We start from the raw sequence: 24499 nt of genomic DNA, 5'->3' as shown, positions 1-24499 counted from the left end.
TTTGGTTAGTGCATCCGCTCCAGGGTCGGGAAACCATGACCAAGTGGCTCCGGCGCGCGAAATTCCTTAGACAGATCAACTTCCCCGCGTATAGTTAACGCAAGGAAAGCAAAGGGGGGCGCCATGTCGAATATCGCTGGCAAGGCCTATGCGATGAATGTCGTCACACCAAGCAAGCCATGGCTGACTTGGGTAAACAGGCTCATTTTCATGGTGGCGCGGGGCGTTCCAAGCGTTTTGAGCGGACTGATGGGACTATCCCTGATCCACTTTGCGCGCTGGGTTTTGATAAAGCCATCGCAATGGCCTGATCTTGGCCAAGGAAAAGAAACCCTGCGCAACGATTACATGCTGTTTTGTTCGAATTTCAACGGCACCTGGGACCAGTATATCGACGCATTCTCAGACGGAATTCCAAACGGTCTGGACCTGTTCTGGTATACAGCCACGAAGTATCCGCAGTCCATACCGGTCGCGACCTTCAAGAATTACATCACCCATAATCAAGTGTTCACCGACTACTACTATAACGCCACCCCCGGCTCGGCGCAGCGCGACGTGAAAAGCGCGATGCAGGTCAATCGCGCGATTTCGGAACTGGCACAGGCGCACGCCACTCAATCGCCGGAAGAATTTGCCAAAACCTATCAGAAGCATCTGCTCAAGGTCCAAAACTGCCTTGGCGAGCCGGGATTTGGCCCGGTTGCCAGCCTCGATACGGAACGGGCCGATATGAACCGCATGCGCGCCGTGCAGAATATGGCCACTGTTTTCGATTACGAGAGGGGCTAAGCCGATGCCAAATTTCGACACCGGCCACCTGTTCCTGACATTTCTGACGCCAATCAAGGCAGGCACCACAACCGGCCTGACTGGCACGCAGATGTCCCATGAACAGGCAGTGCGGATCACCCTCGGTCTGCTGCCGACCGCGCTTCAGTCGCCCGCAACGATCAAGATTGGCGAGAACAGCCCTTTCACCCGCAGCCTGCAAACCCATCTGTGTCGTTTCGTGGTCATTGAGGATACGATATATAATGGGCGCACACCGACAGATGCGCTGATCGCATCAATACGCAAGAAAGACCCGATCGATCCTCAACCGGTGGACAGGCTAAATTGCCCTTACCTGTTATTTGCGGTTGATATCGATGCCGTGATGGATGAGGGCGACCCCCTGCCCGAAACTCTGGACCCGTCGCAACAGGGCCGGGTACGAGATGCTTGGGCACGGCGGCTCTGGAACCGGATGGAACCTGAATTGCGGTCGATCTATGAAAACTGCGTGGGGTTCGACAAGGTCACCGATGCCAAAAGCTTTGCGCGCTATCTCAAGCGGTGCCAGGTCGAGACAACGATGCCCTTCAACGACTATTGGATCACGCCGCCGAAACTGTCGGTGCTGCCTGTCCCTGTACTTGCGGCCGTGGCAATCGCCCCGATTGCGGTCACGCTTCTGGCGTTTCTGGCGCTGATTTTTGGAATGGCTGCTCTTCCGATCGTCGGCTGGTCGCCGGGCTGGACGGCGCTGATCGGGGTTGGCGCGAGCGTGGCCGTTCTTTTCGCGCTCTACCAGTTCGTCGTTGCGAATGGACAAAAGCCAATGCCCCCCGCCGAATTTGGCGATCTACCATCGGTCCTTAAGTCACTTTATTTGCAGCAGCACTTCGCCGATTTCGCCGTAGACCACCAAGGCTGCGACGCGGATACGTTGCACGCCGCCTTTGGCGATTTTCTGACCAATCACAAACCCGGCGACAAGATGGCCCCGACCCAAGCGCCCGGCGTTATCTCTTTGTCCGTGGCTGCACAGTCTGATGACACGCGAGGCACGGCATGACCCGGCAACTGAACCTTGACGATATTCAAGGCAACATCACGCGGGCTTACGGCCGGTTCTCATTTCCCTTTGCGCGATATTTCTTTCTGAATATTCGGAACGGAGATGCAGGGCGGGCATTTGTCGAGGCCGTCCGCCCCCGTGTTACCACCGCCGCCCGCTGGAGCCCGGACAGCAAGCCCAAAGTCACCCTGAATATCGGGTTCACCTATCCCGGCCTGCGCCAGCTCGGCTTGCCGACACGGACGTTGCAGGGAATGCCCGAAAGCTTCGTGGATGGCATGAGAGCCCGCGCGTTCATTCTGGGGGATCGCCATGCCGACCAGGTCGAAGAGGATGACGAGGGATGGTGCAAAAAGTGGGATCCGATTTGGCGCGCCTCCCGCAGGGACCCGCGCGGCAGCCCGGATGATGTCCATATCTGGATATCGATGAATGCGCAGCTTGCCCAACTGGGCAGCGATCAGCCCGTTCCAGAGCTTGAGGCGCAAACAGAATGGCTGCGCAGCTTGTGTTCCGACGAGGGTGTGCAACTGCTGACCGGCAATGCACAGGATGGAACCGGCGAATATCAGTCTGCCTCTGCAGTTTTCACCACAGTGGACGGCGCCAAGTTCCCCACTCCGCGCGAGCATTTCGGCCTGACCGACGGGATCGGAGATCCTGTGTTCGAAGGGCAATACCCCCCCGAGTTGGAAAAAGAGGCTGTGATCGGTCGCGGCAAATGGATGGGGCGGGAAACCGGTTGGCAACCCTTGGCAACTGGTGAGTTCCTGTTGGGTCACCCCGACGAAAGCCAAGAATTACCACCCGCCGCAATGCCGCCAAACGTGATGCAAAACGGCAGCTTCATGGTGTTCCGCAAGTTGCACGAGAATGTCGGCAGCTTCAACGCTTTCATTGATGCCCAAGCCCAAGGCTTTGCCCGTGTGATGGGCGTAGACCAGGTAGAGGCGCGCGAGACGATCCTGGCCAAGATGGTCGGGCGTTGGTCTGATGGTGTGCCGGTGGCAACCGCGCCCGGGTTTGACGATTGGCTCAAGGTACGCAGCGCCCATGGGCTCGACGATGAAAACCCGGCAAAGGCGATGGCAGCGCAGCGCGCTTATCTCAAATCAACTGCGGCAAGCGATTTCAGATATGGCGATGACATGGGCGGCTTCAAATGCCCCGGCGGCGCACACATGCGGCGGGTCAACACGCGCGACTACCTCGATCCGTTGAACCAACCGGGCAAAAAGAACAAGGACGCCACGACCCAATTGAACAAACGGCGGCGAATTTTGCGACGCGGCTTGCCCTATGGGCCGGATGATACGGCGCACAAAGACGACGACACCGAACAGGGCGTCGCCATGATGATCATCGGTACCAGTATTTTCCGGCAGTTCGAATTCGTCCAACAACAATGGATTCAATACGGACTCGACTTCCATCAAGGCAACAACACCTGTCCGCTTTTGGGCGATCACAGCCTGCACAAGCGGTTCACGATCCCCTCCGACCCCAAAAGCGGAAAGCCACCCTATGTGATGGGTGGGCTCAAGACTTTCGTGGAAACACGCGGGGGCGATTATTTCTTTGTTCCATCGATGACTGCGCTGCACATGATCGCACTCGGTATCATCGATCCAACCTGAGGGCCTGATGCTCGGTTTTATTGGTAATGTACTTAGCAGCGCGGGATTGCGCCTGTTTGTTCTGGGGTCTGGCATTGGGAATGGTGCACGCCTTGCCTTGGCCGGTCTTAAGGCCACGCGCGCGCCCGGTGGACTTAGAAAAAATCTGGCGCTTTTGCTGGCGGACCCGTCGCGCCAACGGCAGGTGCTGGCCACTTTGCGGGGTTTCGCGCCGAACTTGTCCCTGAAACGCAAGCTTGTTGCCGCCTATGATAACACCGGAACGGTGATTGTCACCCGCAGAGCCGACGTCATGGATGTGCTGCGCAGAGACGATGATTTTGCCGTGGTCTATGGGCCGCGCATGCAAGAACTGACCGCAGGCGCAAATTTCTTTCTCGGGATGCAGCCCAGTTGGGACTATACCCGCGACACATCGGCGATGCGTCTTGCCATGCAGCACACTGACGTCGCTGAACGGGTCGCCCCCCGTGCCGCCGATCTTGCCCACAGCGTGGTTGCCCAATCCGGCGGTGTGATAGACCTGCCCCCTGCCCTGACACGGCATATTCCGTGGGATATGGTGGCTGACTACTTTGGCACCCCTGGGCCGAACCCTGAGACAATGCAGCGCTGGACGACGCGCCTGTTTTGGTACCTGTTCGGGGACCTTGGGGCTGACCCTCACCTGCACGAGCAGGCCATGAAAGACGCCGAAGGCCTGCGCGACTATCTTGATACCGCCATTGCAGAGCGCAAGGCCAGCGGGGCCAAGATCGATGATGTGCTTGGCCGGTGTCTGGCGCTTCAGGCCGCTGGCACGCCGGGGATGGATGATCTGGGCATCCGGAACAACCTGCTTGGGCTGGTCATCGGGGCGATCCCGACGATTTCAAAGGCCGCCTGCCTGGCCATGGATGAATTGATGCGCCGCCCCGACGTGTTGCGCCGTGCGCGCACCGCCGCCCTGATGGACGATCCCGGCAAGCTGGCGGGCTTTGTTTGGGAAGCCCTTCGGTTCAATCCGCACAATCCGATCCTCTATCGCCGGGCGACGCGCGATACCGTCATCGCTCCCGGGACACTGCGTCAGGTAACAGTGCGCAAAGGGCAGATGGTTTTTGCCGCAACATTGTCTGCCATGTTCGATCCCTACGACATCGACGCCCCCGAGTTGTTCCGCACATCGCGCCCCTTCAGTGACCAGATAATCTGGGGCACTGGGATGCACACCTGTTTCGGGGCGGTCATCAATGCAGCCGTGATCCCCGCAATCCTGAAACCGCTGCTAGCCCAGAATGGCCTGCGCCGTGCGGGTGGGGCCGAGGGGCAAATTCAAACCGCTGGCACCCCGTTCCCCGAGCACTTCGTTTTGCATTTCGACCCTGAGTGACATGACCAGAACGGCAAAACTGATCACCCTTCTGCCAAGTGCCGATGTGGATCTCGCCCGTTGGATGCTCGCGCATTGGGGCATCCCGTTCGACGAACGCCCCCATGCGCCAATCTTTCATATCCTCGCCTTGCGGTCCTATGGCGCGGGACGAATGGACAGCCCCTTGTTGATCCATGAAGGTGCAAAATTTGCGGGGGTAGACCGGATCGCGGCGGGGTTTGACCCCCTTGCCCCAGCAGACCGCAGGCTGGTGCCAGATGCGAATACAGACCCGGCGCTGCATGGCGATGTCATGACCGTGCAACACGACTTGCGCTGGAACCTTGGCATGGGCACCGTCAAATGGGCCTATTTCCACTTCCTGAAAGATCGCGCCTTGGTCTGGCCCAGTTTCACAACCGGCGTTCCGATATGGGAAAGGGCCTTTTTGTTCTGCGGCGGATTTGGGCTGGTTAAGTCCCGCCTGATTGATGCCCTGAAACTCAGCCAAGCATCCGCCAACGAGGCACTTGGCGCAGTGCAAAGAGGCTTCGATTTGGTGGAAAGCCGCTTGGCAGACGGTCGGCCCCACCTCTGCGGTGACCGGCTGACACTCGCGGACTTGGCGTTCGCCACATCAGGTGGGCCAATGGTGCTGGCCAACGGGTACGGCGGTCATCTGCCCCGGCTAGAAAGCTGCCCACCCGATGTGCAGGCCGTCATTACAGACCTGCGGGCACGGCCGGCCGGGCGATACATTCAGCAGCTATACGACACTTATCGGGTGATCTGACCCGGATCGCAGCCCTCTTCCCGGACGCGCTGCATCTGAACAGTTGCGCGGCCAATCATATGGGCTGAAATCGGAGCTGTAAGCAGCAAGAAGGCAATCGTCGCGACGGCCTGTGCCGTGACCGCACCATTGCCGAAAACCAGTGCAGTGGCGATCAAAACGAGAATACTGCCCAGCGTGCCCGCTTTGGTCGATGCATGCATCCGGTTCAGCGCGTCGGGCAGATTATACACGCCAAGCCCGGCAATTAACACGAACCCGCTGCCGCCCAAAATCAAAAGCCCTGCGATAATCTCGATCATGACTTATCTCCTTGGTCCGCGCGCTGTGCGCCCTTTGTTTGCGTGGCCACAACATCCGCCGGACTGATATCCGAGAGATGCCGGTTGCGGTGGATGCCGCGTTCGGCAAACCGCGCAAGTGCCACGGTCGCCAAAAAGCCGATCAAGGCCACGACGATCGCGATATCCACGAACGACGACACCCCCGTCTTGATCGCATAGAGCGCACAAAACGCGACGATAGAAACCGACATCATGTCCAGCGCAACAACACGGTCTGAAAAACTGGGCCCTTTGGCCAGTCGCACGAAAGCAAGAACCAGCGACAACATGATCAGGCCGAACCCGACGTTAAGGCACAGTGCGAGGAAATCACCCGGTGTCATTGCGAAAAGACCCTTCTGACCATGTGCTCCATCCCGTCTTTCAATCCTTGCGCTTCGGCTTCTGGGTCTGCGGCAAACATCGCGTGGACATACAGTGTCTTGCGATCATCTGAGACATCAAGGCTTAGCGTGCCGGGTGTCAGCGAGATCAGATTGGCGACCATCAGAATTTCCAGATCCGATTCAGCGTCCAGCGGCATCGCAATGATGCCGGACGACGCGGCAGACCCGGGGCGCAGCACGGCCGCCGCCACCTTGAAGCTCGACATCGTCAGATCATAGCAAAAATAGACCGCCAACTGAACCACACGAAGCATCCTGACGAAGTACATACCGGGCTCGCCATAAAGCGGCTGGGCCACCCAAAGGGCGGCAAATCCCAGAACGAACCCCCACATCAGCCCCGGAAGGGTCAATGCATCAGTCAGGACCACCCAAACGAACGCCAGAACCATATTGACTGCAAAGAGGTTCATTTCGCTGCTCCCAAGACTGCGTCGACATATGGCTGTGGGTCCAGCAATTGCGCCGCGACCTGCTCTGAAAGGACCACGAAGTTCTGCGGGAATATCCCGATCAGGATTGTCATGGCACCCAACGCGATAATCGGCAACAGCAAGGGCCACTTGTCATCACCAAGGTCCGACAGCGTTGGCTCAAGCCCATCTGGGTGTGGGTCCCAGAAAACGCGGGTCCAGACGATCATCATGGACCAGATGGTCAGCAGACCGACAGACAAGGCAATCGCCGCCATCACCCATGCGTTCACATCCAGCGCAGCTTTGACCAATAGCACCTTGGCCCAAAACCCCGGCAACGGCGGGAAGCCGGCCAGTGCAAAGGCAGGGATCAGAAACAGAACACTGAACAGCGGCGCAGTCTTGTAAAGCCCGCCCATCCGCGACATCTGCGATGAGCCGGTTAACCGTTCAGCCACCCCTGCCACAAGGAACAGGTTCACTTTCACGATGATGTTGTGGATCAGGTAGAAGACCGCACCTGCAATCGCCAACGGCGTATAAAGCGCTAGCCCCATGAGCAGAAAGCCGATCGAACTGATGATCTGGTAAGACAGCACACGGCGCACATCCGTTTGCGCCAGCGCACCAAGAATACCGGCCACCATCGTAAGACCAGCCACCCACAGCAGGATTGTGTGGGTGTAGCCAACATCGTTGTCGAAGATCAGCGTGAAGGTTCGGAACAGAGAATAGACGCCAACCTTGGACAAAAGCCCGGCAAAGATCGCGGAAACGGTGCTGGTCGGCGTATGGTACGACGCTGGCAGCCACGCAAAGAGCGGGAACATTGCTGCCTTCATCCCGAACGCGAGCAGGAAGAACATGGACAGAACAGTGATCAACCCCTGTTGCTCGCTTGCATCCACAGCGCCGCGAAGATCCGCCATGTTGAGCGTCCCGGTCGCACCGTATAGGAACCCGAGGCCAATCAAGAACATGATCGTCGAGACAAGGTTCAGCGTCACGTATTTCACCGCACCGTCGATTTGTTCGCGCGTGCCGCCCATGATCAACAAGCCGAAGGACGAAATTAGAAGGACCTCGAACCAGACATAAAGGTTGAACAAATCCCCTGTCAGGAATGCGCCGGTCACCCCGCCCAAAAGCAACTGCAGCACCGCAAAGAACCCAAGGTCTTCCAGTTCCGGATCGATCTCGGACGTGGCATAGAGGGTCGTCGCCAAACCAGCGAGCGCCGTGAGCATCACCATGATGCCCGACAAGAGATCCGCAGCAAGCGTGATGCCATAAGGCGCAGGCCAATCAGCCATCTGCCCTACAACGACTCCGTCGCGCAGGATTTGCATGAACAGCAGAGCCGAAAGGCCCACACCGATCAGCGATCCCACTACAGCAACCCACCGGCCCACACCATTTTTGCGCAGAAGAAACGCCAGCACGGCCACGACGAACGGCGTCATCAGCGGTAGCGTCAGATACCAACTCATGCTTTGTCACCTTCGTCGTTGGATTCGGCCAAAAGCATCGCGTCCGTATCAAGCGTGCCAAGTTCGGAATAGGCCCGCATCGCCAGCACAAGGCTGAACGCGAACAGGCCAAAGCCGATCACAATGGCGGTCAGGATCAATGCTTGCGGCAGCGCGTTGGCGACATCCCCAACCGGGTATTTCTCACCTTCGGGCACCAAGGGCGGCACGCCGCCGACGGTAATGCGACCAGACGCGAAGATCGCAAGGTTCACAGCATTGGAAATAAGCGTCAGACCGAACAAAAAGCGCAGCATATCGCGCGCCAGCATCAGATAAACGCCCGCTGCCACAAGGCAGCCGATCGTGATGGCAAGCAGGGTTTCCACTTCTCAGATTTCCTCTTCCAACGCGAAGACAAGGGTCAGGATACCGCCCATGACGACAAGATAGACCCCGATATCGAACATCAGGACGGTGGACAGCGGCAGGCCGTGATCGTCGCCAGATGCGCCTATGAACAGCCATTGCCCGGTGAACAGCGGGTCCGCGAACAGGGCCGATGCCAGCCCCGCCACAGCCGCGATTCCCAGCCCGACCATGGCCATTTGCTGGGGCGCAACGCGGAGCGCCGCGCGGGCTTCTTTGGTGCCGCTGGCGATGGCGTACAGAACAAAGCCCGTTGCGCCGATCAGGCCACCGATGAAACCGCCACCCGGTTGATTGTGCCCCCGCAGCAGCATGAAGATCGAAAACATCAACAGGATCGCAACGATCAACCGCGTGGCAGTGGACAGGATGAGTGAGTTCATGATGTGCCTCCGGATTTGCGTTGCTTGAGCAGCGCATAGGCCGAAATGGCCGCGACAGCGACAACCGAGATTTCCCCAAACGTATCAAAGGCGCGGAAGTCCACCAGAATGACATTCACGATGTTCTTGCCGTGCGCGATTGGGTAGCTGTACTTTTCGAAATACTCGGTCAGGTTCATGTTCAGCGGCACCGATGTGATGCCGATAACAACGCCGGTCACAACGGCGCCCAAACCGATCGCAACGATGGCGTGCAGGCCTCGATTGTGAAACGGCAGCCGCTGCGGCAATGTCGGCAGCTTCAGCGCCGCGACCGAGAACAGAACCACAACCAGCATTTCAACCAAGATCTGCGTGATCGCCACGTCGGGCGCACCGAACTGGATGAACACCAGCGCAACGCCGATACCCGTCACACCCAGCCCGGCAATCGCTGCAATGCGTGAATTGGTGATGACCGCCACAAACGCACCTGACACGGTCAACCCGAATACGATCAGGTGGACATATGTGATGCCATCCAAGACCGGCGTCCCAATGTCGAGACCGCGTGCAAGGATTGTACCGCCGATGGCCAGAGTGATGGTCGAAAACACAACAAGCAGATAGCGGCTTAGAATGCCCGGTTGGATCAGCGCAGTGACTTTGACCGCCCCTGCATTGATCGCCACCAGCAGGCTGTCCCACTTGGCATCGAAGCTCATCAGGCGCTCTCCGGCAGCGATCAGCCTTTCCCGCAGGGTCTTGTGGAAAAGGTACAAAACCAACCCTGTCGCAAAGGTTGCAAGGCTGAGATACAGCGCCATGTTCACCCCGGCCCAAAGGTGCAGGTCTTTCGCTTTTTCCATATCGCCCAGCACTGCACCCACGATCGGATCGGTCACAGCATGTTGAAGAGCGTGGGAGTTCAGCCCGAAGAACAGACCGGCGACACCCAGAATGACGGGTCCGGCGAGCATTGGAATCGGGGCTTCGCGGATCGGCCGGTCAAGCTGAGGCATGTGCGCAGCAGACCCCCAGAACGGTTTCAAGGCAACAACCCCGGCCACCGCGAACATCAGCGCACTGGCCAGAAAAATTGCGCCCGTGACGATCAGCACCGATGCGGGGCTTTCAAGCCCGGCCTTGTAGAGCAACTCTTTTCCGATGAAGCCTATGAACGGGTACATTCCGGCCATCGACAATGCTGCCAAGCCGCCCGCAACCCCGGTAATCGGCATCCGGCGAATCAAACCGCCCAGCCGCCGGGCATCCCGCGTCCCGGTGGAATGATCGACACACCCGATCATCAGGAACAGCGCAGCTTTGTACAATGAATGAACCACAAGGAACGTGGCCATCGCGGTGATCGCATAGCCGCCCGGGGCGGCAAGAAACAGGACCAGCGCACCAAGTGCCATGAGCGTTGTGTAAGCCAGCGTCTGCTTCAGGTCATTCTGTTTAAGCGCCAGAACCGATGCGAACACGGTCGTGAATGCCCCAAAAACAACCAAAGTCCAAAGCCATACATCTGTACCGGACAGGTTCGGATGCATTCGCGCCAACAAATACACGCCACCTTTAACCATCGTCGCCGAGTGCAGATACGCACTGACCGGCGTTGGCGCGGCCATCGCGTTGGGCAACCAGAAGTGAAAGGGGAATTGCGCCGACTTTGTGAAAGCACCTGCCAGGACCAACAGCAGAATTGGCAAATACATTGGGCTGTCGCGTAGAATATCGCCCATGCCGCGAAGCTCTGAAAGCTCCATTGTGCCGGAAACCGATCCGATCAGCAGGAACCCGGCCAGCATAGCCAACCCCCCTGTCCCCGTGACCAAAAGAGCCTGCATGGCGGATCGCTGTGAAAGCTTGCTGTCGTGATTGAACCCGATAAGCAAGAAGGATGTGATCGTTGTAAGCTCCCAGAAAACAAACAAACCCAAAAGGTTATCTGACAGAACAAGACCCAGCATGGCCAACATGAAGCTGACCAGATACATGGAAAACCGCCCATGCTGCGGATTTCCGGCCATGTATTTGCCCGAGAACAACATGACCAGCACGCCGATACCAGAGATCAAGAGCGCGAAGGTCAGACTAAGCCCATCGATAAAAAAGCTCAGTTCAACCCCCATGCTTGGAATCCATTCCCAAGCATGGCGCACACTCTCTCCGGCGCTGATCGGATGCAAAAATGAGAGAAAGAAGGCAAACAGCCCTGCTGCTATTAGCGGCGGTACGATGCTTGCTGCCGTCCAGAACGAGGCGGATTGATCACTATTTTGGGCCAAGGCTCACTCCCTAAGTCCCGCTTAACTTAGAAACTGGCGGCGAGAAACACCATAGCAACAGACTTGGATTCTTGGCTAAGGCGTGTCGGCTTGACCATAATTTCATCACTCAGACCGGATCGTGCCGAAAGGTCGCGGTCTGATCTGTCTTTGAACTGCGCCAAAATTCCGATGTGACCTTTCCTGAACCATTCGCTACAAGACCCTTGAGGTTGTTGTGAGCAGAGGTTTTTGGCTGTGCAAGTTGAGTTAACGGATCTGCCTGGGGTTCTTCATCTGACGCCGCGGCGTTTTGGGGATGATCGAGGTTTTTTCTCTGAGGTGTACAATAAGGATGTCATGGCCTCTCACGGGGTTGATGTGACGTTCGTTCAGGACAATCACTCGTTGTCGCGCGAGGTTGGTGTTGTGCGGGGGCTGCATTTTCAGGCACCACCCCATGCGCAGGACAAACTGGTGCGGTGCGGCGCGGGCCGGGTGATGGATGTGGCTGTCGATATCCGCAAGGGATCGCCCCATTACGGCAAATGGGTTGCCTATGAACTATCTGCTGCAGCCGGCAACCAGTTGTTCATTCCCAAAGGGTTCCTGCATGGCTTCTCTGTTCTCGAACCTGACAGCGAACTCTTGTATAAATGTTCTGACGTCTACGCGCCGGACTGCGACGGGGCCGTTCGGTTCGACGATCCCGATCTGGGGATCGACTGGGGTGTCGATGTCGCAAGCGCGATCCTGTCGGCGAAAGATGCCGCCGCCCCGCTTCTAAAGGACTTTGACAGTCCGTTTGTGTTTGAGGACTGAGACCATGAAAATTCTTGTAACCGGCGGCGCCGGGTTCATCGGGTCCGCAGTGGTGCGGCTGGCAGTTTTACGCGGGCACGAGGTGGTGAACCTTGATGCGCTCACATATGCGGCCTGCCTCGACAATGTTGCGCCGGTTTCCGATAGCCCGCTTTACAGCTTTGAGCATGCCGATATTCGCGACGGCGCCGCGCTTGAGCGGATCTTTGACGCACACAAGCCCGACAAGGTCATGCATCTTGCTGCGGAAAGCCATGTGGACCGGTCGATTGATGCGCCCGGTGCGTTTATCGAGACGAACGTGAACGGCACCTTCGAGATGCTCAACGCGGCGCGTGCCTATTGGGTGAAGGCAGGCAAACCAGCAGACTTCCGGTTCCACCACATTTCGACGGACGAAGTGTACGGTACGCTGGGTGCCACCGGGCAATTCACCGAAGACACGCCCTATGCGCCCAACTCGCCTTATTCCGCGTCCAAGGCGGCGTCAGATCATCTTGTCCGCGCTTGGGGCGAGACCTATGGCTTGCCCTTCGTGCTGACCAACTGTTCCAATAATTACGGCCCCTACCACTTCCCTGAAAAGCTGATCCCGGTGGTCATTCTCAAGGCGCTCGCGGGTGATCCGATCCCGGTTTATGGCAAGGGCGAGAACGTGCGCGACTGGCTGTATGTCGAAGATCACGCCGACGCGCTTTTGACCGTTCTGGAAAAGGGCGAGAACGCGCGCACCTATAATATCGGCGGCGAGAACGAGGCGACGAACATCGACATCGTCGGCAAGATCTGTGCAATCCTTGACGAAAAGCGCCCAAAGGGCACGGCCTATTCGGAACAGATCGCTTTTGTGACAGACCGTCCCGGCCATGATCTTCGCTATGCGATTGACCCCACCCGCATCCGCACCGAACTGGGCTGGCGTCCTTCCGTGACGCTGGATGAAGGGCTTGAGAAAACCGTGCAGTGGTATCTTGAGAACGAAGAGTGGTGGAAAGCCCTGCAGGACCGAGCCGGCGTCGGCGAACGGCTTGGAGCTAAAGCATGAAGTTTCTGGTTTTCGGCAAGTCCGGGCAACTGGGCATCGAATTGCAACGACGGGCCGGGGCGCATGTTCTTGACGTGCGCGACGAATTCGAAGCAGATTTCACACAGCCCGAGACCTGCGCACAGATGGTCACGGACAGCGACGCACAAGCCGTCATCATTGCGGCAGCCTATACCGCCGTGGACAAGGCCGAAACCGACGAAGAGCTGGCTTTGGCGGTCAATGGCACCACGCCGGGCGCCATCGCGCGGGCGGCTGCGGAAAAGGGTGTGCCGGTTGTGCTGGTGTCCACCGATTACGTCTTTGACGGCAGCGGGGAGCAGCCGTTTTCGGTGGATGCCCCCACCGGCCCGCTTGGCGCCTATGGCCGAACCAAACTGGTTGGCGAGTTGGCCGTGCGCGGAACCGAAGGGCCGCACGCGATCTTGCGCACTTCCTGGGTGGTCTCAGCCCATGGTAACAACTTCATCAAGACGATGCTGCGCCTGGGCGCAGAGCGCGACCAGCTGACCATCGTGGCCGACCAGATCGGCGGGCCGACCCCGGCAGCGGATCTGGCCGATGCCTGCCTGCTGGCAGCAGAACGGCTGGTTACCGACGCCACCGTGTCAGGCACCTATCACGTCACGGGCGGGCCGGATGTCAGCTGGGCCGATTTCGCACGCGAGATCTTTCGCCAGGCCGGCGTCACCTGCGAGGTGGTGGATATCCCCTCCAGCAGCTATCCCACCCCCGCACGCAGGCCACGCAATTCGCGCCTTGATAACAGCCTGACCGAAGAAGTGTTCGGCCTGCCCCGCCCCGACTGGCACGCGGGTCTCACCGATATCCTCAATGACCTTGGAGCCATCGCAAAATGACCGACCGCAAAGGTATCATCCTTGCTGGGGGATCTGGCACCCGGCTTTACCCGATCACGCAAGGCGTTTCGAAACAGCTTTTGCCGATCTATGACAAGCCGATGATCTATTTCCCGATCTCGGTGCTGATGCTGGCGGGCATCCGCGAGATCGCGATGATCACCACGCCGGTCGATCAGGACCAGTTCAAGCGCGCGCTTGGCGACGGGTCGCAATGGGGCATCTCCATCACCTATATCACCCAGCCATGCCCCGACGGGCTGGCACAGGCCTATATCCTGGCCGAAGACTTCCTTGATGGCGCGCCATCGGCCATGTGCTTGGGCGACAACATCTTTTTCGGGCACGGACTGCCGAAACTTCTGGCATCAGCCGGGGCCAAAGACACGGGCGGGACGGTGTTCGGCTATCGCGTGGCCGACCCTGAACGCTATGGCGTGGTCAAGTTCAACGCAGAGGGACAGGCCGAGCAGATCATCGAAAAGCCAGAAGTGCCGCCATCCAATTACGCGGTCACCGGGCTTTATTTCCTCGATGGAACTGCCCCCGCCCGCGCCCGCGAAGTCAAACCGTCTGACCGCGGCGAGCTTGAAATTACGACTCTTCTGGAAATGTATCTCGACGAAGGACTGCTGAGCGTCGAAAAGATGGGCCGCGGCTATGCTTGGCTCGATACGGGCACTCACGGCAGCCTGCTTGATGCCGGTAATTTCGTACGCACCCTCACCCTTCGCCAAGGCCAGCAAGTCGGATGCCTCGAAGAAATCGCCTTCGAACAGGGATGGATCGACAAGGACAAGCTTCTGGAAGCCGCGAAAACCTATCGCAAGAACGACTACGGCGAATACCTGAAGACGCTGGCGGTCGAGTAACACCCCGGCCAAGGCTTGAATTTCGGGCACCCGGCGTTGCGCCGCGGTGCCCTTTTTCGTGGCTGACTATTCCCCGTAGGGGATCCAGATTGTTTTGACTTGTGTCGCTCGGCGCAGAAAATCGCGGCCCTGCCCCTGCACTGGATCGAGCCAGTCCCGCATCACGCCGCCGTCGCACCATGTCGCTTTCAAGTTTCCCGCGGACCAGCTTTCGATCTGCGCCGCGGCCTCCGCACTGCCGCAATGCCACAGGCACTGCACACCGTCATGTTCGGCCAGCGTTTTGGTCAGTGCATCTTGCGGACCAGTAACAAGATTGACAGCCCCAGCAGGTACATCAGATGTCTCAAGTACCTGATAGAACCGCGCGGCCACCAGCGGATCGCTTTGCGACGCAATGGCCACCACCCGGTTGCCCATGGCAAGCCCCGGCAAGATCAGCGAGAGCATGGACAAAAGCGGTGCTTCATCCGGGCAGACCACGCCCATTACGCCCCAAGGCTCTTTCAGGGACAAGGTGACGTGACGCGACTTGGTGGCCTGCACCGCCCCATCAAACTTGTCGGCCTGCGCCGCGTACCAGAAACAGCGGCGGATCGCGGCCTCCACTTCAGCGGCGGCTTGTTTTGGGTTTGAAACAACGGCCAGCAGCGTTTCGAACTCTGATCGCCTTTGCGCCAAATTCTCTGCCAGAAAATACAGCACCTGCGCCCGGTTATGGGCCGTCACGCCGCCCCAACCTGTGGCCTTGGTTGCCGCCTCAACCGCGTTGCGGATGTCCTTGCGGTTGCCAAGCGCCGCCTGACCAAGAACCGCGCCAGAAGGTCCAGTGACCGTATAGCTTTGCCCACTATCGGCACGTACCTGCTTGCCGCCAATGTAGATCTTTGCTGTGACGTCAATTGCCGGTCCCGCGTTTTCACCGCCAAGCGGCTGCGCTACCGGCGACAGTCGGGGCGCAGGCCTCGGTGCGCCAGACGGTGCGAATGCGGGCCTGAGGTAGCTTTCCAAACCCGAACGTCCGCCTTCGCGGCCAAAACCGCTTTCGCGCATCCCCCCAAAGGGCGCGGCAGCATCAAACAGGTTGGTCGCATTGATCCAGACGACACCGGCCTTCAGCCCGGCCGCGATGCCGATGGCGCGGTCGATATCTTGGGAAAACACCGTGGCCGCCAGCCCGTAGCGTGTGTCATTTGCCAGTGTCACCGCCTCATCCTGCGTACGAAAGGTCATAATCGTTGCGATTGGGCCAAAAATCTCTTCGCGGTTGACGGTGTGCGCCGGACTTGTCTGTGTGAAAAAGCCCGGCGCACAAAAATTACCGGCGGCGGGCAGATCGCCCAGGTTGCCGTGAAATACTGCGCCCTCGATCTGGCCCTGCGCCACAAGCCCCTGAACACGCTTCAGTTGTGCCTTGGACACGATCGCGCCGATATCCATGGTCTTATCAAGCGGATCACCCACGCGCAGTTTGCTCATGCGAGCCTTGAGGCGGGAAATGAACACCGCAGCGATGCCTTCCTGCACCAGGATCCGGCTGCCAGCGCAGCAGACTTCGCCCTGATTGAACCACACTGCATCAACGACCCCTTCGACAGCGGCATCAAGATCAGCGTCCTCGCACACGATGAAGGGCGACTTGCCGCCAAGCTCAAGCGTCAGCGCCTTGCCGGACCCGGCGATCTGGCGGCGGATGGTGCGCCCGACCTCGGTCGAGCCGGTAAAGGCAACCTTGTCCACACCCGGATGCCCGGTCACCAACGCGCCTGTCGCGCCATCGCCCTGCACGATGTTCACAACACCCGCGGGCAAGCCAACCTCGACACAGATTTCGGCGAAGGCCTGCGCAGACAACGGCGTCAAATCGGCAGGTTTAAGAACAACCGTGTTGCCCGCCGCTAACGCGGGCGCAACCTTCCACGCCAGCATCAGAAGCGGGAAGTTCCACGGGATCACCTGCCCGCACACGCCCATCGCGCCCTGACCGGGAAACTCGCTGTCCAAAAGCTCGGCCCAGCCGGCATGATGATAGAAATGCCGCGCGGCCAAGGGAACATCGCCATCGCGCGTCTCGCGGATGGTTTTGCCGTTATCCATTGCCTCAAGCACGGCCAGAAACCGTTCGCGTTTCTGGATATGGCGCGCAATGGCATAAAGGTATCGCGCCCGGTCGTGCCCAGGCAACTCCGCCCAAGCGGGCTGCGCGGCGCGGGCGGCGTCAACGGCGCTGTCCACCTCGGGTGCGCCAGCATGGCCAAGCCTTGCAAGCACTGTGTCATTAGCGGGGTTCCACACCTCTGCCAGCGGACCGGTGGGGGCAACAAACGCCCCGTTGATAAAATGCCCGATCCCTGCGGCGTGACCGTCCAGCCAGCGAACGACTTCTGTGTTGTCCTCGGGCGCGGGGCCGTACTCCATGGTCTGCATTATGTCCCTAATATCCGGCATGGCGCATCCTCAAGTCAGCGCGTGGCGGTTCGCAGCCGAATACCGGCCGGTGACATGGTGTTCGATCTGGCGTTCGATGTCGCCCAAAAGCGATGAGGCGCCGATGCGGAAAAGGTCCGGCATCATATGACGGGTGCCCAGTTCTTCTTTCATCAGGATCAGCCAAGACAACGCATCTTTTGCCGTTTTGAGCCCGCCCGCCGGCTTGAACCCCACAGTTTGCCCAGTCAGCTGTTCGAAGTCACGCAGGGCACGCAACATGGTCAGCGACACCGGCAGCGTCGCGTTCACGTCTTCCTTGCCAGTGGAGGTCTTGATGAAATCCGCCCCGGCCTGCATCGCCACCATCGACGCCTTGTAGACGTTGCTCAGGGTCTTCAGGTCGCCAACCGCCAAGATCGCTTTCATATGGGCATCGCCGCAGGCAGCGCGCATCGCGGCCACTTCATCATAAAGCGCAGACCATTGCCCCGTCAGCACATGCTCGCGAGTGATGACGATGTCGATCTCTGCCGCGCCCTGTTCCACCGCATAGGTGATTTCGGCCAGCCGCAGGGGCAGCGGCGTCAGGCCGGCCGGAAACCCGGTTGCCACGGACGCCACCGGAATGCCGGACCCGTCCAACGCCTTCACCGCATGGGGCACCATGGTGGGATACACGCAAACTGCGCCAACGGTGATCGGGTCCACCTTCAGCGCCGCCAGCAAATCGGGCCGAACGGGTTGGCGCGCCTTGGCGCAAAGCCGCTGCACCCGGCCGGGCGTGTCATCGCCCGCAAGTGTGGTCAAATCAATGCAGGTCACCGCCCTGAGAAGCCACGCCGCCTGCCAGTCTTTCTTGACGCTGCGCCGCGCGGTCAGGCTGGATGCCCGCCGTTCCGCAGCGCTGCGGTTCACCCGCGCGGTGTCAAACCAGCTGGGGGTGAAATCGGTACCCGTCATACGCGGGATATCAGGGGTCATGGCGTGTCCGTCTAGATTGCTTCAGCCTGACAGTGACCCGGATGCGCAAAACCTGCAACACCGACGCGGCGTTCACGTCAGCCTGCGTATCGGGCAACGGTACCCCTTGCCCCCTCCGACACAAGCGCCTCATAGGCCGCAGTCACCGCATCACGGAACCGGGCGTCAGCGGCCAGCGTGGGTGGAAACACCTCGTCCACAGACAGAAGCGCGGCAACCTTCGCGCCAGACCCCTCTGCCGCATCGGACAGCGCTTTCAAGCGTGCGGCCAGTGGGTCACGCACGTCAATCACATTACCGGCTTCGTCCACGCCGCCCACATACCGCATCCATGCCGCCACCACGAGGCACAGGCCCTTTGGCACGCGCCCGTCGGCCAAGTTGTCAGCCAAAGTGCCAAGGCATCGCTGTGGCAGCTTTTGCGAGCCATCCATAGCGATCTGCCAAGTCCGGTGCCGAATAGACGGGTTGCGATAGCGACCCAGAAGTGCCGTGCAATAAGCTGACAAATCTTCGCCTTCGGGCGGGGGAACAGTCGGCACGATCTCGTCCTGCCAGAGCTTGCCACAAAGCGCCGCAAAGGCAGGATCTGCGACGGTGTCTGAAATCGTCTCGTACCCGGCCAGATACCCCAGATAAGCCAGGGCAGAATGGGTTCCGTTCAAGCAGCGCAGCTTCATGGTTTCATGGGCCTCGACCGACGCGACGAACTGTGCTCCGGCCTCCGACCAGTCAGGCCGCGCCCCGTCGGTGAAATCATCTTCGATCACCCATTGGCGAAACGGCTCATGTTGCACGCAGGCAAGGTCGGTGTACCCTTCGGCATCGGCAAGTCGCGCGACGTCGGCATCCGTCGTCGCCGGGGTGATCCGGTCGACCATCGTGGCTGGAAAGCGCACTTCTGCTTCAATCCACGTGGCAAGGTCCCCGTCATGAGCGCGCGCGAAATCCAGCACGATGCCCCGCGCCAAAACCCCGTTCGACGGCAGATTGTCACAACTCAACACTGTGAACGGTGCGATACCCGCCGCGCGCCGCCGCGCCAAAGCGGCCACCAGAAAGCCGGGGGCAGAGTGCGGCTGCGCCAGATCGGCCAGATCATGCATGATATCCGGATGGGCAAGGTTAAGCCGTCCGGTCGCCGGGTTGTGACAGTACCCCTTTTCGGTAATCGTCAACGAGACGACTTTGACAGCAGGGTCCGCCATGGCCGCCACGACCGCTTCGGGATCTTCGGGGGCCACCAAGACCTTGGCAATGCTGCCAACCACACGCGGGATTGCACCGTCAGCGCCCATCTCAACGGCTGTAAACACCCCGCCTTGGGGGGCAAGTTGGTCCCGCGCGGTGGGGCTTTTCAGGCTGACGGCCAAAATTCCCCAATCGCCGCCCACCTTGGCCATCACATCGGCGGTGTAAATCGCGTTGAAGGCGCGGAAGAACGCGCCGGGGCCAAGATGGACGATCCCGGTCACCGGGACCGGCGTGCGACGGGTCAGGCGCGGTTTAACGGGCAAGCCAGCCACCATCCACGTTAAGGACCGCTCCGGTCACGTAACCCGCAGCCGGGCTGCACAAAAAGGTCACCGCCCCTGCGATATCCGACGGATCGCCCCAGCGCCCGGCCGGAATACGGCCCAGGATTTCAGCTGACCGCTTTGGGTCATCGCGCAAGGCTTCGGTGTTGTTGGTCGCGATGTAACCCGGGGCAACTGCGTTGACGTTGATACCCTTTGCGGCCCATTCATTGGCCAAAATCTTGGTCAGTCCCGCAACCCCATGCTTTGACGCGGTATAAGCGGGAACACGGATGCCACCCTGAAACGACAAGAGAGAGGCGATATTGACGATTCGCCCACCCGCTTTGCGCCCAATGGCTGCTTTGGCAAATCGCTGTGACAGCATGAACACCGCCTTCAGGTTCACATCCATCACATCGTCCCAATCCGCTTCGGAATAGTCGACAGAGTCGTCGCGGCGAATGATACCCGCGTTGTTCACAAGAATATCGAGGGGTTCCAACGCGTCCAGCGCGTCGGCGGCCGTGGCCGGGTCGGCAAGATCAAATGTCACCTCTTCGCCGCTGCCACCAGCCTGCGTCACCAGATCCACGGTTTCCGCGCAGGACCTGCGCCCTGCGGCGATCACATGCGCCCCAGCGGCGGCCAACCCCACGGCAATGGCTTGCCCGATGCCGGTATTTGCCCCTGTCACAAGCGCGCGGGTCCCCTCAATGCGGAACGGATCGCTCATCGCAGCGACTCCATCGGGGCCATGTCCATATCGGTGAAATCGACATTGTCACCGGCCATCGCCCAGCAGAACGTGTACGCGCCAGTACCCGCGCCTGCGTGGATCGACCAAGGCGGGGATATGACCGCCTCTTCGTTTGCCATAACAATGTGGCGCGTCTCGTCAGGCCGACCCATGAGGTGGAACACACGCTGCCCCTCGGCCATGTCGAAATAAAGATATGCTTCCATTCGGCGGTCGTGGGTATGGGCCGGCATCGTGTTCCAGACAGACCCTTCGGCAAATTGCGTGTAACCCATCAAAAGCTGGCAGCTTTCGCACACATCAGGGTGCAACATTTGGATGATGACCCGTTCATTCGCGGTCTCTTTTGCGCCAAGTTCGACCCGGCGGGCATCTGCCACACGGATATGACGGGTTGGGCACGTGCGGTGCGCCGGGGCCGACAGGATGTAAAATCGCCCGGTCCCCGAAAAGGTCACCGGCCCTGCCCCAAGGCCGATATACAAAACTTCGCCCCGGCCCAGCGTGTGGGTTTCGCCGCTGACCGACACATCCCCGGCATCGCCGATATTCAGAACCGCCATTTCGCGCCGGTCCAATATCGACGGTGTCCCGGTCTGAGGCACGCCATCCAACGTCAACGCCCCCCCATCCGGTACGGCAGAGCCAACAATCAGACGATCATAGTGGGAATAGACCAACCGGATCTGACCTGCTTCAAACAAGCCTCCCACATGGAAGTGATCGCGCAGACCCTGTGTATCAAGCCCCTTTGCGGATGCAGGATCAATGGCATAGCGGGTTTCAGCGTCGGTCATTTTAGCTCCTTCAAGGGTATTCATTCAGCCAGTCCGGGACTTGCCCGGTCCGGGATAGTATCAAGGCAACGTGGCAGAATCGCGGGCTTAGACCCTGTTTGATCAAAGTTGATACGCGGTTTTTGCAAGGCCATAGGCAAGGTCATGGGCGACCTCGAAGGCATCCGCTTCGCGCAGTCGCCCCGTCGCCACCAAGTTCGCCAAATAGGCGCTGTCAGACCGGCGAGACACATCATGGCGCGCCGGAATGGAACAGAACGCCCGCGTGTCATCGTTGAATCCGGCCGTGTTGTAGAACCCGCAAGTTTCCGTCGTCGTCTCGCGGAACCGCTTGATCCCCTCGTAGCTGTCAAAGAACCACCACGGCGGACCCAGTTTCAATGCCGGATAGGCTCCCGCCAACGGCGCCAACTCGCGACCATAGGCGGTTTCGTCCAGCGTAAAGACGATAATTGTCAGCCCCGGCTCCATCCCAACCGCGCCCAGTAGCGGCTTCAGCGCGGCCACATAGTCAGTCCGTCCCGGAATATCGAAACCCCGGTCGCGCCCGTGACGCGCAAAGACAGCGGCATTGTGATTGCGGCGCGATCCGGGATGGATTTGCAGCGTCAGCCCGTCCTCAAGGCTCATCCGGGCCATTTCGGTCAGCATATGCCCCCGAAATGCGTCAGCCTCGTCGGCGGTGCAGGTGCCAAGTAAAGCCTTGAAGAACAAAGCTTCGGCAGCGTCCGGAGGCAGGTCTTCGGTGCGGGCAGTCGGGTGTCCGTGATCTGATGCTGTGGCCCCGAACTCTTTGAAATAGGCCCGCCGGGCGCGGTGGGCCGCAAGATAACCGGCCCAAGTTGATGTATCTTCGCCAGTAATCCGACCCAGTTCGGCCACATTGTCGGCAAAGCCTTCGAACTCTGGATCGACGACCGCATCGGGACGATAGGTCGTCACGACCCGGCCTTTCCAGCCGCTCTCGCGGATCTGGCGATGCCAATGCAGATCATCCAGCGCACCCTCGGTCGTCGCCAAAGCATCAATTTTGAAACTCTCGAACAGGGCACGAGGGCGAAACTCGGGCGCTGCCAACTTGCCGTCGATATGGTCGTAAATGTCATTAGCCGTGTCGGGCGAAAGCGCCACATCCACGCCGAACACATGTTCAAGAGAATGATCGAGCCACATTGCCGAAGGGGTCGCCCGGAACAAATGCTGATGATCCGCAAAACAGCGCCAGATCTTGCGCGGGTCGGTTTCCGTCGCGCCGCCATCGACGCGCGGCACACCCAGATCAGTCATCGGCACGCCTTGGCTGACCAGCATTCGAAAAACGTAGTGATCCGGAATCACAAACAGCTCTGCAGGGTTCGGAAAGCGGTCGTTTTCAGCAAACCAGCGCGGGTCGCAGTGACCGTGGGGGCTGATGATCGGCAGGTTCGCAACGCTGTCATAAAGCGCCCGCGCAAGCCCCCTCAGGGTCGGCTCTACTGGAAACAGGCGATCAGGGTCAGTCAGAGGCATTCAGCGGCTCCAGATCAGCAATCTAAAATGCTAATATGCTAGTCTAGTAGTTGTGTCAAAGATGAAATCCCCTATACTGCGAAGGGTCGCTCCTCACGACGGACCCGAGATGTCAGACCTGCCCATCCAGCCGCTTACGTTATTGCCGAACCAGACCGCGACCGATCAGGTGTTCGACGCGCTTCATGCGGCGCTGATTTCCGTTCAACTTGCGCCCGGCACAAAGGTGTCAGAGGCTGACATCGCCAAAAAACTGGACGTGTCCCGTCAGCCCGTGCGCGATGCGTTCTTCCGGCTTTCAAAACTCGGCTTTCTGGCGATCCGTCCACAACGCGCGACACTGGTGACCAAAATCTCGGAACAGGCCGTGCTGGACGCTGTCTTTGTACGCATCGCACTGGAGGTGGAATGCGTTCGTCACGCCATCGACCGCCTGACAGACGCGGATGCGGGCGCGTTGCGAAAAAGCCTTGGCCAGCAGCACGAAGCACTGAACAACAAAGACAAAAGCGTCTTTCATGCGCTCGACGAGGCGTTTCACGAAGATATCTGCCGCATTGCGGGTCACACCCACGCATGGGATCTGATCCTGGAGCAAAAGGCACACATGGATCGTGTGCGCTTCCTGACCTTGTCGGAAACCCGCAGGCAAACAGTGTACCGGCAGCACAGCCACCTGGTCGCGTCGATGATAAAACGGGATGCGGATGCCGCCGAACGCCAAATCCGCGAACATTTAGGTGAAATACGCCAAACGCTGGAGCAAACCCGCACAGAACATGCCACGTATTTCGACGCATCCTGACCGCTAACGCCTCGCAAACCGCGATCAGGCTACCAGTTGTTCGGCCACTTTCAGATCAACACTGACCAACTGGCTGACGCCTTGCTCTGCCATTGTAACCCCAAAAAGGCGGTCCATCCGGCTCATCGTGACGGCATGGTGCGTGATGACCAGAAACCGCGTGTTGGTACGGCGGGTCATTTCATCAAGCATGTCGCAAAAGCGGGTCACGTTGGCATCGTCGAGCGGCGCATCGACTTCGTCGAGCACGCAGATCGGCGCTGGGTTGGCCAGAAACACCGCAAAGATCAGCGCCAGTGCCGTCAGGGTCTGCTCGCCGCCCGAAAGCAAGCTCAGCGTAGACAGTTTCTTGCCCGGTGGTTGGCACATGATTTCCAACCCAGCATCGAGCGGATCGTCGCTTTCCACCAGAACCAGCCGCGCCTCACCGCCACCGAACAGATGGGAAAAGAGCGTGCCGAAACTGGTATTGACCTGCTCGAACGCGGTCAGCAACCTTTCGCGCCCTTCGCGGTTCAGCCCATTGATCCCGGCGCGGAGCTTTTCAATTGCCGTTTCCAGATCGGCCTTCTCAGAAACCAGCAGATCATATTCTTCCTGCACCGCGCGCGCATCTTCTTCCGCGCGCAGGTTCACCGACCCCAGTGCATCGCGTGACCGGCGCAGGCGCGCAATTGTCGCCTCCAACTCAGGCACTGAAATTGTTTGCTCGTGCGCTCCGTCGAGCTTTTGAACCAGTATATCCGGCGTAAGTTCGGTCTCTTCACGCATGCGTTCAAGCGCGGCATCCACCGT

Annotated in this window: 23 protein-coding genes and 1 pseudogene; 10 read left to right on the top strand and 14 right to left on the bottom strand. The window is 59.4% G+C overall.

Features of this window, described 5'->3' with window-relative positions; genetic code table 11:
• The first annotated feature begins 123 nt into the window (after nucleotides 1-123).
• From E2L05_RS04560 to E2L05_RS04540, 5 genes are read left to right on the top strand one after another with little or no spacing between them, the layout of a single operon-like run.
• Entirely contained in the window at nucleotides 124-792 is a 669-nt protein-coding gene (locus E2L05_RS04560) for a hypothetical protein (protein WP_133341712.1), read from the top strand.
• A gap of 4 nt (nucleotides 793-796) precedes the next feature.
• Nucleotides 797-1840: a hypothetical protein gene (locus tag E2L05_RS04555; RefSeq protein WP_133341711.1), complete on the top strand. Its 1044-nt coding sequence runs from the start codon at nucleotides 797-799 to the stop codon at nucleotides 1838-1840.
• Nucleotides 1837-3480, top strand: coding sequence for a Dyp-type peroxidase (locus E2L05_RS04550; RefSeq protein ID WP_133341710.1), 1644 nt, complete (start codon nucleotides 1837-1839; stop codon nucleotides 3478-3480). Before E2L05_RS04555 ends, E2L05_RS04550 begins: the two co-directional genes overlap by 4 nt.
• A 7-nt stretch (nucleotides 3481-3487) precedes the next feature.
• The gene (locus E2L05_RS04545; protein WP_133341709.1) at nucleotides 3488-4852 is read left to right on the top strand and encodes a cytochrome P450; all 1365 of its coding nucleotides are present in this window, start codon (nucleotides 3488-3490) and stop codon (nucleotides 4850-4852) included.
• Nucleotide 4853: 1 nt separating this feature from the next.
• Nucleotides 4854-5627 (top strand): glutathione S-transferase C-terminal domain-containing protein, encoded by a 774-nt coding sequence (locus E2L05_RS04540; RefSeq protein WP_165971689.1) that lies wholly within the window; start codon nucleotides 4854-4856, stop codon nucleotides 5625-5627.
• Here E2L05_RS04540 and mnhG read toward each other — a convergent pair.
• Genes mnhG through mbhE form a run of 7 tightly spaced genes read right to left on the bottom strand, consistent with a single transcriptional unit; the run spans nucleotide 5612 to nucleotide 11171 of the window.
• Complete coding sequence (gene mnhG / locus E2L05_RS04535; RefSeq protein WP_133341707.1) at nucleotides 5612-5929, bottom strand: monovalent cation/H(+) antiporter subunit G; 318 nt, start codon at nucleotides 5927-5929, stop codon at nucleotides 5612-5614. The two genes, E2L05_RS04540 and mnhG, sit on opposite strands and share 16 nt — an antisense overlap.
• Nucleotides 5926-6294, bottom strand: coding sequence for a monovalent cation/H+ antiporter complex subunit F (locus E2L05_RS04530; RefSeq protein WP_133341706.1), 369 nt, complete (start codon nucleotides 6292-6294; stop codon nucleotides 5926-5928). The genes mnhG and E2L05_RS04530 overlap by 4 nt, the downstream gene beginning before the upstream one ends.
• Nucleotides 6291-6770, bottom strand: coding sequence for a Na+/H+ antiporter subunit E (locus E2L05_RS04525; protein ID WP_133341705.1), 480 nt, complete (start codon nucleotides 6768-6770; stop codon nucleotides 6291-6293). Before E2L05_RS04525 ends, E2L05_RS04530 begins: the two co-directional genes overlap by 4 nt.
• Nucleotides 6767-8263 carry a Na+/H+ antiporter subunit D gene (locus E2L05_RS04520; RefSeq protein WP_133341704.1) on the bottom strand — a complete coding sequence of 499 codons (1497 nt, stop codon included), beginning with the start codon at nucleotides 8261-8263 and terminating at the stop codon, nucleotides 6767-6769. The genes E2L05_RS04525 and E2L05_RS04520 overlap by 4 nt, the downstream gene beginning before the upstream one ends.
• The gene (locus E2L05_RS04515) at nucleotides 8260-8631 is read right to left on the bottom strand and encodes a Na+/H+ antiporter subunit C (RefSeq protein ID WP_133341703.1); all 372 of its coding nucleotides are present in this window, start codon (nucleotides 8629-8631) and stop codon (nucleotides 8260-8262) included. The genes E2L05_RS04520 and E2L05_RS04515 overlap by 4 nt, the downstream gene beginning before the upstream one ends.
• A gap of 3 nt (nucleotides 8632-8634) precedes the next feature.
• Nucleotides 8635-9054, bottom strand: a complete 420-nt coding sequence (locus E2L05_RS04510; protein ID WP_133341702.1) for a Na+/H+ antiporter subunit B — start codon at nucleotides 9052-9054, stop codon at nucleotides 8635-8637.
• A complete protein-coding gene (mbhE, locus tag E2L05_RS04505) occupies nucleotides 9051-11171 on the bottom strand; it encodes a hydrogen gas-evolving membrane-bound hydrogenase subunit E (protein WP_243721864.1) in 2121 nt (706 codons plus the stop codon). The genes E2L05_RS04510 and mbhE overlap by 4 nt, the downstream gene beginning before the upstream one ends.
• 393 nt (nucleotides 11172-11564) lie before the next feature.
• Between mbhE and rfbC the strand changes: the two genes are divergently transcribed.
• Genes rfbC through rfbA form a run of 4 tightly spaced genes read left to right on the top strand, consistent with a single transcriptional unit; the run spans nucleotide 11565 to nucleotide 14905 of the window.
• A complete protein-coding gene (gene rfbC, locus E2L05_RS04500) occupies nucleotides 11565-12128 on the top strand; it encodes a dTDP-4-dehydrorhamnose 3,5-epimerase (protein ID WP_133341794.1) in 564 nt (187 codons plus the stop codon).
• A gap of 4 nt (nucleotides 12129-12132) precedes the next feature.
• Nucleotides 12133-13173 carry a dTDP-glucose 4,6-dehydratase gene (gene rfbB, locus E2L05_RS04495; RefSeq protein WP_133341700.1) on the top strand — a complete coding sequence of 347 codons (1041 nt, stop codon included), beginning with the start codon at nucleotides 12133-12135 and terminating at the stop codon, nucleotides 13171-13173.
• Entirely contained in the window at nucleotides 13170-14033 is an 864-nt protein-coding gene (gene rfbD, locus E2L05_RS04490) for a dTDP-4-dehydrorhamnose reductase (RefSeq protein WP_133341699.1), read from the top strand. The genes rfbB and rfbD overlap by 4 nt, the downstream gene beginning before the upstream one ends.
• On the top strand, nucleotides 14030-14905 hold the full coding sequence (gene rfbA / locus E2L05_RS04485; RefSeq protein WP_133341698.1) for a glucose-1-phosphate thymidylyltransferase RfbA: 876 nt from the start codon (nucleotides 14030-14032) through the stop codon (nucleotides 14903-14905). Before rfbD ends, rfbA begins: the two co-directional genes overlap by 4 nt.
• Nucleotides 14906-14971: 66 nt before the next feature.
• Here the strand turns inward: rfbA and E2L05_RS04480 are convergent, their stop codons facing one another.
• The 6 genes from E2L05_RS04480 to uxaC form a co-directional block, all read right to left on the bottom strand.
• A complete protein-coding gene (locus tag E2L05_RS04480; RefSeq protein WP_133341697.1) occupies nucleotides 14972-17353 on the bottom strand; it encodes an aldehyde dehydrogenase family protein in 2382 nt (793 codons plus the stop codon).
• A 9-nt stretch (nucleotides 17354-17362) separates the two neighbouring features.
• Nucleotides 17363-18316, bottom strand: a complete 954-nt coding sequence (deoC, locus tag E2L05_RS04475; RefSeq protein ID WP_133341696.1) for a deoxyribose-phosphate aldolase — start codon at nucleotides 18314-18316, stop codon at nucleotides 17363-17365.
• A gap of 77 nt (nucleotides 18317-18393) precedes the next feature.
• A complete protein-coding gene (locus tag E2L05_RS04470; protein ID WP_133341695.1) occupies nucleotides 18394-19845 on the bottom strand; it encodes a mannitol dehydrogenase family protein in 1452 nt (483 codons plus the stop codon).
• Nucleotides 19823-20569 carry a 2-dehydro-3-deoxy-D-gluconate 5-dehydrogenase KduD gene (gene kduD / locus E2L05_RS04465; protein ID WP_133341694.1) on the bottom strand — a complete coding sequence of 249 codons (747 nt, stop codon included), beginning with the start codon at nucleotides 20567-20569 and terminating at the stop codon, nucleotides 19823-19825. Before kduD ends, E2L05_RS04470 begins: the two co-directional genes overlap by 23 nt.
• Nucleotides 20566-21390: a 5-dehydro-4-deoxy-D-glucuronate isomerase gene (gene kduI, locus E2L05_RS04460; protein ID WP_133341693.1), complete on the bottom strand. Its 825-nt coding sequence runs from the start codon at nucleotides 21388-21390 to the stop codon at nucleotides 20566-20568. Before kduI ends, kduD begins: the two co-directional genes overlap by 4 nt.
• A 102-nt stretch (nucleotides 21391-21492) precedes the next feature.
• On the bottom strand, nucleotides 21493-22899 hold the full coding sequence (uxaC, locus tag E2L05_RS04455) for a glucuronate isomerase (protein WP_133341692.1): 1407 nt from the start codon (nucleotides 22897-22899) through the stop codon (nucleotides 21493-21495).
• Nucleotides 22900-23008: 109 nt separating this feature from the next.
• Here uxaC and E2L05_RS04450 point away from each other — a divergent pair, with 109 nt between their 5' ends.
• The gene (locus tag E2L05_RS04450; RefSeq protein WP_133341691.1) at nucleotides 23009-23704 is read left to right on the top strand and encodes a GntR family transcriptional regulator; all 696 of its coding nucleotides are present in this window, start codon (nucleotides 23009-23011) and stop codon (nucleotides 23702-23704) included.
• 24 nt (nucleotides 23705-23728) lie between these two features.
• Here the strand turns inward: E2L05_RS04450 and E2L05_RS04445 are convergent.
• Nucleotides 23729-24499, bottom strand: a pseudogene (locus tag E2L05_RS04445) (chromosome segregation protein SMC); the annotation flags it as partial.

The organism is Meridianimarinicoccus aquatilis, from assembly GCF_004358675.1.
Classification (GTDB): Bacteria; Pseudomonadota; Alphaproteobacteria; order Rhodobacterales; family Rhodobacteraceae; genus Meridianimarinicoccus; species Meridianimarinicoccus aquatilis.
Note: the sequence above shows the minus strand (reverse complement) of the source record. Positions and strands in the feature narration are given on the sequence as shown.